Origin of the sequence: Caldalkalibacillus salinus, from assembly GCF_016745835.1 — a bacterium.
In the GTDB taxonomy this organism is placed as follows: Bacteria; Bacillota; Bacilli; order Caldalkalibacillales; family JCM-10596; genus Caldalkalibacillus_A; species Caldalkalibacillus_A salinus.
In genome coordinates, this window is record NZ_JAERVL010000017.1 from 139,511 (window position 1) to 149,812 (window position 10,302).

The window sequence follows — 10,302 nt, forward strand, 5'->3', positions numbered from 1 at the left end:
CAATGATGTAGGACGATACGGAGAGGTGAAAACATGCTGCCTAAGATATCAGCATTTTTTTATGTTTTGATCTTATTATGGCTAACCGTGTTACCATTCATATGGCGACAAAGATTAGCACAAATGACCGGGATGATGTTAGCCATGTCAGTGGGCATGATCGTGGGTTTAAGTACAGGGTGTCTACTGGGCATACTGTTTCCTACATATTATGTACAAGTGACCATTATCAGCATGGTGATCGGGAGTATATTGGGCAGTGTTGCTGGCCTGCCCAGCCATGTTATAGCTGTACTAGATGGCTTGTTGTCTGGCGTTATGGGTGGGATGATGGGGGCGATGTTAGGGGTGATGATACCGTACAATGAAGCGGTCGTCATGGTCCAAGTACTCTCTACCATCTGTGTTACGGCCCTCTTTTTTGTATATCTTATGTGTATTGAATGCATTGAACAAAGTCAACATCACAGTCCATCAGGTGACAGACAAAATGACAAGCCAAACGTAAAAAAAAGGCGACTACACCACACATGGTTGTTCACGTCACCTCTTCCTATGTTCATGTTGATCCTATTGTTTTGCATTTTAACGAGCCAGTTGGAAACCGTACACTTAGAACCTCTGGAGAGTGAGCCACAGCAACATCGTACTCCTGACCTTTAATAGAACAATCGTCTTTTCCTTTGGCGACGTCTTCTTAAGTATAAGAAAACGAGTCCACTGACGATGATCAATCCACCTATTACGGTGTACATCCCCCTATTTGACCTTGAGGAAGGGCCATCCGAATCGTTTGAGTTCGTCATTGAGACACTGGCAACGACAGCTTCGGCTACCTCATCCTGTGAAAATGTAAGCGGAGAGCGATGTCCCATCATTGCCGAATAAAAGTTATTTTGCACATAGGACTGTTCGTCCTGAAGTAAAACATGGGCTAACGTCTCTCCTTCTACTGTTTTTACGGACAGAAGCCCATTGGCGTTCACCTCCATCCGATAGTTTGCCACTCTGTCTACTGTTATAGCTGTATCGTGTGGCACACGGTACACACGATCTTCGACGCGATAGACTTTTCCTTGTTCCATATGCAACGTCTTATAATGTTTAAACCCATAATCTAGAAGCTGAGTCATGTCCTTATAAACGGCGTCAGCAGAGGGAGCCCCTAACGTCACGGCAATCAGTTCAGTGTCCTCACGCTTCGCTGCTCCGACAAGGGTGTGACCTGAACGCCTAACATAGCCATTTTTGACCCCGGTGGCACCGTCATATTGACGGATCAGTCTATTATGATTGTAGATGGTCGTTTCCCAAGCCTCTCCAACCCACTCCATGCTGTTGGTACCGACAACCTCCCGAAACACTTCATTTTCCATGGCGTACTGTGTCATCATGGCCATGTCATATGCGGTCGTATAATGGTTATCATCAAATAAACCGTGGGGATTTGTAAAATGTGTGTCCTTCACCCCTACCGTTTCTCGTACAAATGCATTCATACGTTGAGAAAAAGCCTCTTCCGTGTGGTCAAAGTGTTCTGCAATCGCAGTCCCAGCGTCATTACCTGAAGCCATGAGCAAACCCTGAATGAGTTTTAACAAAGGCACTTGCTCCCCTTCCTCCAGATAAACCCTCGTGCCAATCACGTTGCGAGCATTCTCGCTCACTGTGACTATTTCTTCTGTATCCCCTTGTTCTATGGCGACAATGCCAGTGACAATCTTTGTAATGCTAGCTGGATACATCTGTTGATGCGCGTTTTTTTCATACAAAATATCACCCGTGGTACCATCGATTAAAATGGCCGTCTCACTCTGGAGACGAGGTTCCTCGGCTTTTGCCATTGCCGTTAGAGAAGACGGCGTGAAGAAAATACATAAGATAAGTACAGTAAACCGAAGGATGGTGCCTGACTTAGGTCGTCTGCCATCTTGAGGGACTACATGTTCTCTCATGTCCTCATCCTCCTTTTTTCTTAATTTACTCTATACATATGTTTCACTGTCCGATTAGCATGTGGTCATAATGGTCTTTGTCCACAAAATACACCCTTAAGACTACCATGAATTTTTTATCATATGATGATCCTATTAAAATGCCATTAAAATGCCATATTATTAGGAATTTTTACCTACTACAGAACAAAAAAAACAACCTCCTTTTCCGTTTGGAGGTTGCTTTCTTGTCCCATCGATTAGCTTATAAATGATTAGCTTAAGGTGCTCGTATCTGATGTCCTTGATGACGTGACACTTGCTTCATCGTTTTTAACAGTATGCGACTGAAATGCTTGTAAGACTGAATCAAATTGGGCGATTATATCGTTTGGTTTGCCCTTTACACCTTCTAAGGGGATGGCTACGAGTCCGTTACTCCCACCATCTATGATGATATCTTGTTTATCTTGAGGAAGTTGATGCCTTACCCTCTCAACATCATTGACTTGAATAGCGAGATAGACCTTGGCATCATGAGAAGATAACATTTTCCCTGCCGATAGGTCGAGAATATCCACTGCATCAATCGATTGATAAGGCACGGTAAAAGCAGGAAGGTCATCCGCTGTAACGGCGACATGATCTTGGCGCAAGGTCAGGAAAGCTTGCGACTTCATAGACTGTATAAAATAAATCATAGCAAAAACGGTGAATAAGCCTATTAAAGCAAGAAACGCTATTTTACTTTGTCCGGCGCCATAATCACTTACATTGAGAACAGTGAATGACATAATGGCAATCATGGTACAACCTATCGCTCTGATCAACGCCTTTCTTTTACTGTACTTGAAAACGATCTCTGTATTCATGATTATATCCCCTCCACATCGTAGCATTTTGCCACTTTTGCTAATATTCTACATAGTTTTACATGTGTGAGGATAATCCTGTCTCTCAATCAAAAAATAAATCAATGGCACTAACGATCAGATGATATGCGTTGTGATCCTAACATGACTAACGTACTATGTCTGTATGCTATAAGTCTGATATCCTTACATAACTTTGCCATATGGAAAATTAATAAACGGCTTTGTGCTTCGGTTTGAGACTCTTAACAGGCTTCTACTCTTTTTTCCATGATGCTCCACTCTGTATCTTTTTCTCTATCAACATTAATCTTTTCATTTATATCATAACATAGCAAGTCTCAAAAAAAGTAAACTGAAAACGAAACTATTTTCCTAAACCTGCGTCTATATATAGTGGATTTGGTAGATTTATACATGACATCGTAAAGAAAGAGATGGTGAGACGAGTGAACGATTTAATTTCGCGCAAGATCCCCGTATTTATGGCATCCTTTATCTTACTAATGTCCTTACTGTACAGCACTGATGAAGTCGTTACGGCACAGGATACAAACGCACACGTATCAAGTGATGTCATTTTCGACCTAAGTGATGGTACAGCTATTGTCGATGGTGAGAAAATAGAACTAGACGTGCCTGCAACGGTCATCGATGGGCGTCTATTTGTGCCTGTTCGTTTTCTATCGGAGCAGATCGGTTTTGGTGTGAAGTGGGACGCCGAAACACGAAACATCTATCTGACAACCTCGAAAGCGGAGATGACCTTAAACCAAAGAAGCAATACAGCGATCATTAATGACGAAGCAGTGCCTTTTGACTCGGTGGCAGCGATTCTACAGAATCATTTGGTGTTATCGGTGAGAACGATGGCCGACCATTCAGATGTTGCAATCAATTACGACCACACTGAAAAGATCGTCACCGTACAAGAAACGGAGCCACAGCCTATAGGGGCTAAGCCTATTGCGTTATTCGCTACGGATAAAGAAACATATAAAGTGGGTGAACGCATTAGATATATAGATTTATCCTATCATCCTGACGGGACGGGTATTCGCCTACATTGGGAGAATAACAATCCCGTCTTCTTCAGCCCTGGAGCGCATGAGGTATCACTGAAAGCGGTCGATCGTGACGGTAAAGAAAGCGACACCTACACGAGAACAATCTATGTTCAAAATGAAGTTCTGACAACGAGAGAAGAGTACGGCTTCTATTATCATAATCTAGAACAAAATGAAAGATTGATTAACCTAGATATAGGGAAGTATTGGAACTATAAGCTTGCCCAGTCAGATCAATCTGAGGACACGTCCCGTACCCTCGTTTTGAGTAATAGTCCGGAGACTTTTAGAGATTATGGCTTATTATATAAAGAAACGATCAGCGGAGATCAGCGTATCTATGCTACTCATGTGAATGGCATTGAGTCCTCCCTGGCTCAGTTTTCTGTCATGGCGACCAATCATACGGACGAGGTCGTCACCATTGAACAAACACAAACGGGTGAAGTTGGCCCTTCATACATTTATAACCTGCTAGGTAGCCAAGGGTTAGCCAACTGGTTTATTGACCAAAACGATCATGAAACTGTCACCATTCGACCCGGGGAATCGATTATTTATTATCGTTCCGAAACACTCTACCCGGCTTATGGGGCACATATCATGCATGATATCACCGTTGATGGTGAAGTCGAGCTCCAAGTTATCGCCCATGAACCAGAGGCGTCCATCATTGACTTGATGTTCACAGACTTTGAGGAACTTCCAAGAGACAATCATGTTCGTGGGACTTACGATACGTCACGTCTGACGTTTAATATCGATGGCGTTCAAATTGAGGACATACCAACTCGCTTCCCTATCGGAGACCCTAACCATGCCCCTTGGGTAACAGGAAAGGATGGTTTAACGGGGGGAGATGTACAAAATCGTGGGAATTATGGCGTCATGTACGATATCACCATACAAAATCCACCTAAAATGGGTATCGCGCTCGTTCCGCGTGGTGGCAGATTCAAAGGAGCGATGATCGTCAATGACGAGATATTACGTATGCCACATTCGGGTACAATTGAGGCACGAACAGGATTTTTAATTGAGAGAACGACGGGACAGGAAGGTGAAATCCAGCTCATTATCTCTCCTCCATCCGGTTCTCCACTCCCGTTTGACCTCTTATTTTACCCTATGGACAATCGCTTAGAGGCTGATCAAAAGGACAGTGCTACTACACCGCAGGAAGACGATGAACTTGACGAAAATGAATTTGATGAAAACGAAGATCAAGATGAGGATCAAAGTGAAGATGCGCTAGACGATGAGGGCAAACAGGACTCTTAATACCCTTAACTCGCTTTGTCCTATTTTGAACGACACTTGAAATCATGTATACTGGGCATCAAAGGAGGTAGACACATGCGCTTAAGTGACAAAAAAGTCATCGCTTTAGTAGACCACGACTTCGAGGATTTAGAACATTGGTACCCTATCCTCCGTTTACAAGAGGAAGGGGCAACCGTTCACGTAGTGGGTGAAAAAGGAAAAGAAAAATACACAGGTAAGTACGGCGTACCGGCCGTTTCAGATTATGGATTTAAAGACATTAACCCGGAGGATTATGATGCCATTCTGGTTCCTGGCGGTTGGGCACCAGATAAGTTAAGGCGATACCCTGAAGTCATCGATATGATCAAACATATGAACGACAATCACAAACCGATCGGTCAGATCTGTCACGCAGGTTGGGTGCTTATCTCGGCTAAAATACTTGAAGGTGTCAAAGTGACAAGTACGCCCGGTATTCGTGACGATATGGAAAATGCGGGTGCCACATGGGTTGATGAGCCTGTGGTTGTCGACGGACATATCGTTTCCAGCCGTCGTCCGCCAGATCTTCCCCCTTATGCCAAGGCCTTCGCTGACAAGCTTAGCGAATAAAAGCTTTCAACATCTAACTTTCAACAGCTAATAGATAGACTAGTCAGAAGCCAGGAATCAATCCTGGCTTTTTCTATTTTCATTCATGCTAAACAGTCATTATTATTCCTTGTTGCGCATATTTCTCTAATGAAGGGACACGCCTTTAATTCAAGCCAAGGAGGAATGCGTATGTCTAATCAGAGCCAACCATTTATCAGACCTAACACAACGGGTAGCATCGTTCAATATCAAGACACGTATGACAATTTTATTGGGGGTGAATGGGTGCCCCCAAAGAAGGGGCAATACTTTGAAAATCCCTCCCCGGTAGACGGGAAAACATTCACCAAAGTGGCTCGTTCCACTGAGGAGGATATTGAAGCCGCTTTAAGTGCCGCCCACCGTGCCAAAGACGCGTGGGGAAAAACGTCGGTAGAACAAAGGAGTCGCATATTACTCCAAATAGCGGATCGTCTTGAAGAAAATCTAGAACCACTTGCCTTGTCTGAAACGTGGGATAACGGTAAAGCCATCCGGGAAACACTAGCCGCTGATCTACCACTGGCCATCGATCATTGGCGCTACTTTGCTGGTGTGATTCGAGGTGAAGAAAGCGGCGTGTCAGAAATCGATGCCCAAACCGTCTCAATGCACATCAACGAGCCTATCGGCGTGGTCGGTCAGATTATTCCTTGGAACTTTCCACTATTAATGGCGTCCTGGAAGCTAGCACCTGCCCTGGCCGCGGGTAACTGTGTGGTTCTAAAACCGGCGGAACAAACACCTGCGACGATCTTGCTATTCGCTGAACTCGTTGGCGACTTGCTTCCACCAGGCGTGCTTAATATTGTCAACGGATTCGGTCCTGAAGCGGGGCAACCTCTTGCCACCTCTCCTAATGTAGGAAAAATTGCCTTTACAGGGGAAACGACAACGGGTCGATTGATCATGCAATTTGCTTCGGAGAACATTAAGCCTGTCACCCTTGAATTAGGCGGAAAATCGCCAAACGTCTTCACTGAAAGTGTACTACGGGAGGATGATGCTTTCTTAGACAAAGCCTTAGAAGGGTTTACCATGTTCGCTCTGAATCAAGGGGAAGTTTGTACCTGTCCATCACGCGCTTTCATTCAAGAATCGATCTACGATGAGTTCATGGACAGAGCCCTTAAGAGAGTGAAAGAAATTAAAATGGGAGACCCACTTAAGCAGGACACGATGATGGGGGCACAAGCATCAGCCGATCAATATGAGAAGATTCTCAGCTACATCGATATCGGGCAAAAAGAAGGCGCCCGTGTCTTAACGGGAGGGCGTGCGTATCAGAATCCTCAATATCCTCAAGGTTATTATGTTGAACCCACCGTGTTTGAGGGGCACAACAAAATGAGAATCTTCCAAGAAGAAATCTTTGGACCTGTCGTTTCCGTTACAACGTTCAAAGATGAAAACGATCTCATCGAACAAGCGAATGATACACTCTATGGATTAGGTGCTGGTGTGTGGACGAGAGATATGCATCAAGCGTATGGCTTATCTAGACAAATCGAGGCCGGTCGTGTCTGGGTAAATTGTTATCACGCCTATCCTGCTCATGCCTCATTCGGGGGTTATAAGCAGTCTGGTATCGGACGTGAAACACATAAGATGATGCTTGAGCACTATCAGCAAACGAAAAACATGCTCATATCCTACGATAAGAATCCTACTGGCCTCTTTTAAAAGGAACTTCCCTTTTGAAAGGAGGTTTGAGATGACACAAGTCAAACGTGTTTTGGCTACGAATGAGGCCACGAAACTCATACAAGAGCTTAAAAATACACACGGGGCACTCATGTTTCATCAGAGTGGAGGTTGCTGTGATGGCTCTTCCCCGATGTGCTATAAAGCGGGACAGTTCAAAATAGGGACGAATGACGTATATCTAGGAGATATAGAAGAGTGCCCCTTCTATATGTCCAAGTCTCAATTTGAATACTGGCAGCACACTCAACTGACCATTGATGTAACCAAAGGGCGTGGGGCGTCTTTTTCACTCGAAATCCCACTCGGATATCGGTTTATGATCCGTTCGCGTCCTTTTACCCAAGAGGAGTCCGCCAAACTCACTCCTGTGACGGACGGACAGCCTTAATCGGCTTTAATTGGCTAACCGGTTCGAATTACTTAAACTGGCGGTTCTATTTACTGGAAACACCCTCAGGGGAACATCCTTGAGGGTGTTTTGTACATTGTCCGGTGTTTCATGATGTATGTCATGCTTTTTTGAGCCCAAATCCTTGTTTTTTAGAATCTAGTATTCCTAGTATTCTCTGTGTTTAAATTTGCTGTTCATTTTATCTTCCTGTGTATTATCATCAACTGTAAATACATCAACCTGGATTAAACTTTCAGGGTACACACTATATATGTAAAATATCTTTGGTTCGTCTTTAAAGACGACATCAGCTGAGTAGCGTGGAACTTTCCCTATGTCGGTTCTAACGATTTCAAAATCTTCTTGGTCATATTCTTTATCATTCAACAAGTAAGCTGTTACTTTTTTCTCTATATTATAATGTTGATATTGGATAAATAAATAGGGCGCTAATGTCATAATAGTGACAAAAGCGACAATAGCAATTAACATCGTCCTCTTTTTATTTCTCATATAATACCCCCTCGTTCGTTCAAAAGTCTTGAATGCAGAAAACGCTCAACATATGAATGATAAATTGCAGCAATAGCTTAACGTGTTCGCTTAAGGTGCATCATAAAAGTTCTACAATACAGCTAGTCTAAAATCCTAGTATACCCCTTTTCTCGTGCCATACTTTTTCTAACTCATCTTCCTTTACCTCTTTTTGCCAGTATCCTCTATCAATGTATGTGAACCCATTCTCTTTACAATAATCTCTATCACCATGAGAGATTATAATTTCACCCTTGAACTTTCTCACTGCAATTTCTTTTCCTTTATACAAAGCTACTGTTGATATTTCATACACATCATCTAGCTCTTCAAGGTCGACGTATTTTTTATAGAGACTTTTCAATTCTTTGTGCTGATGAAACCCATGATGTACATCATTTGGATCATATGATTTTAATACATATTTTTCAAGCTCAAAATGATAATATCCTTCGTACTCCTTACCTTTGTAAATAGCAAAACCACCTTGGATAATGTCCATAATGACCTCCCCCTTTAATACGTTGATATCCATTTACCTAATAAAGCCCCGTATGTTATGTGTTCCACTAAGATAATGTTTGAAGTCACTTGGGGTTTGATCTTTAGCTTAAAGCTTAAACTTCGGCTTAACTTATTCTTCCCACTCCTGCTCGTAGCTGTACCCTGGGGTACTTACTCGGTCAATCACACCTTGGACATCACCCACCACCAGATTCGGGTTGACCCATAGCTGTCCTTGATGGAAATCGTAGGCGACCATATCTTCATGCATCTCAAAGCCGGTCTGAACTCCCTCTGTTAAGTATATAAACCAATGATGTTTTGGTGAGACTGATGAATACAACACATTATTTTCTAAAGCATCTATTGCATCAGGGTGTAATTCTTCTAACATGTCGAGCCCTGATCTTTCAGCGATGAGACACTTGGCTCCTGTTAGTTGAATCATTCGTAGCTGTTGAGCTAAGTATTTTTCTTGAGACTCGGTCAATTCATCCGTTTTCACATGCTCGTCATCCGTTTCAAGAAAAGGTACCACGTACTGACCTTGTTCAGGCATCGTTGATGTATGGAATCTATCTTGGTAAATTCTTATGAATAAGGTAATAGGCTTAATTCTTTTCTCAAATCTCTTAGGAAAATTTGCACCTATATATAAACATTCAAAATGCGAAGGATCAAATTTTAACTGGAAGGAATCAACCGAGTTTACCTCATCATATTTGTATCTTGTAATTACATCGGGTAAGGTTAAACCTTCTTTTACCTTAGTTATATCTGAATGTTCCTCAATTTCAAATCTAAATAAACTTTCGTTTTTAACTAGCTCTTTGAAATCAACGCCTAGCTGAAAACAATCCTGTACACTTTTTGGTTCGTAGTAACAGACTGTGCTTAAGGAATACTCGATCATGTTTACTCCTCCTCATTTTAAACGCCAATGGATAATATTTATCTCAAAACCTTGATCAGCAAACTCTTTGATTAACTTTCCCCTAATCTAGAATCAAAATAGTCATCTGTGAAGATATAAGATTTTCATCACTGTTTGATTCTCGCCCTGTTTACCTTTCCTATATGTACGCCATACTGTCCGTTTTCCCTGCTGAACTCACTCGCTTAGCTTTTTCTATCAGGTGATTTGCTTCGCATACGCTCATTCCTTCAGATTCGGGAAAACTTTGCTGCAAGGTAAATGCGCTATCATCAAACTGTGGGTCAAATGATACAGCCCTCACGGGCTTATCATTAGAATTGTTTTCACCCACAATAAAGCCAAAGAAGAACAATTGAACCAGGCTCTTCTTTGGCTTACGGGTTGATCTTAGCTTTTAAGCCTTCGGCTTAACTTATTCTTCCCACTCTTGCTCGTAGCTGTACCCTGGCGCACTTAC

At 42.7% G+C, this 10,302-nt stretch carries 11 protein-coding genes; 5 read left to right on the forward strand and 6 right to left on the reverse strand.

All coding sequences use genetic code 11. From position 1 onward, the window contains the following. Positions 1 to 66: 66 nt before the first annotated feature. Complete coding sequence (locus tag JKM87_RS11560; RefSeq protein WP_202080519.1) at positions 67 to 663, forward strand: hypothetical protein; 597 nt, start codon at positions 67 to 69, stop codon at positions 661 to 663. On the opposite strand, the gene JKM87_RS11565 is transcribed toward JKM87_RS11560, so the two are convergent. Further along, positions 660 to 1,955: a D-alanyl-D-alanine carboxypeptidase family protein gene (locus JKM87_RS11565; RefSeq protein WP_202080520.1), complete on the reverse strand. Its 1,296-nt coding sequence runs from the start codon at positions 1,953 to 1,955 to the stop codon at positions 660 to 662. The genes JKM87_RS11560 and JKM87_RS11565 overlap by 4 nt on opposite strands. Before the next feature lie 254 nt (positions 1,956 to 2,209). Further along, positions 2,210 to 2,806 carry a hypothetical protein gene (locus JKM87_RS11570; RefSeq protein WP_202080521.1) on the reverse strand — a complete coding sequence of 199 codons (597 nt, stop codon included), beginning with the start codon at positions 2,804 to 2,806 and terminating at the stop codon, positions 2,210 to 2,212. Positions 2,807 to 3,255: 449 nt separating this feature from the next. Here JKM87_RS11570 and JKM87_RS11575 point away from each other — a divergent pair, with 449 nt between their 5' ends. From JKM87_RS11575 to JKM87_RS11590, 4 genes are all read left to right on the forward strand, one after another. Beyond that, complete coding sequence (locus JKM87_RS11575) at positions 3,256 to 5,154, forward strand: stalk domain-containing protein (protein WP_202080522.1); 1,899 nt, start codon at positions 3,256 to 3,258, stop codon at positions 5,152 to 5,154. 75 nt (positions 5,155 to 5,229) lie between these two features. Next, the gene (locus JKM87_RS11580; RefSeq protein WP_202080523.1) at positions 5,230 to 5,751 is read left to right on the forward strand and encodes a type 1 glutamine amidotransferase domain-containing protein; all 522 of its coding nucleotides are present in this window, start codon (positions 5,230 to 5,232) and stop codon (positions 5,749 to 5,751) included. Positions 5,752 to 5,922: 171 nt separating this feature from the next. Further along, positions 5,923 to 7,455 (forward strand): acetaldehyde dehydrogenase ExaC, encoded by a 1,533-nt coding sequence (gene exaC / locus JKM87_RS11585; protein ID WP_202080524.1) that lies wholly within the window; start codon positions 5,923 to 5,925, stop codon positions 7,453 to 7,455. Positions 7,456 to 7,486: 31 nt separating this feature from the next. Continuing rightward, positions 7,487 to 7,867: a DUF779 domain-containing protein gene (locus tag JKM87_RS11590; RefSeq protein ID WP_202080525.1), complete on the forward strand. Its 381-nt coding sequence runs from the start codon at positions 7,487 to 7,489 to the stop codon at positions 7,865 to 7,867. Positions 7,868 to 8,035: 168 nt separating this feature from the next. Here the strand turns inward: JKM87_RS11590 and JKM87_RS11595 are convergent, their stop codons facing one another. The 4 genes from JKM87_RS11595 to JKM87_RS11610 all read right to left on the reverse strand — a co-directional run bounded on the left by JKM87_RS11595 (position 8,036) and on the right by JKM87_RS11610 (position 10,176). Further along, entirely contained in the window at positions 8,036 to 8,383 is a 348-nt protein-coding gene (locus JKM87_RS11595; RefSeq protein WP_202080526.1) for a DUF3139 domain-containing protein, read from the reverse strand. 127 nt (positions 8,384 to 8,510) lie between these two features. Further along, a complete protein-coding gene (locus JKM87_RS11600; protein WP_202080527.1) occupies positions 8,511 to 8,906 on the reverse strand; it encodes a hypothetical protein in 396 nt (131 codons plus the stop codon). A gap of 132 nt (positions 8,907 to 9,038) precedes the next feature. Further along, positions 9,039 to 9,821, reverse strand: a complete 783-nt coding sequence (locus tag JKM87_RS11605) for a hypothetical protein (protein ID WP_202080528.1) — start codon at positions 9,819 to 9,821, stop codon at positions 9,039 to 9,041. Positions 9,822 to 9,981: 160 nt separating this feature from the next. Beyond that, complete coding sequence (locus JKM87_RS11610; protein ID WP_202080529.1) at positions 9,982 to 10,176, reverse strand: hypothetical protein; 195 nt, start codon at positions 10,174 to 10,176, stop codon at positions 9,982 to 9,984. Positions 10,177 to 10,302: the final 126 nt, after the last annotated feature.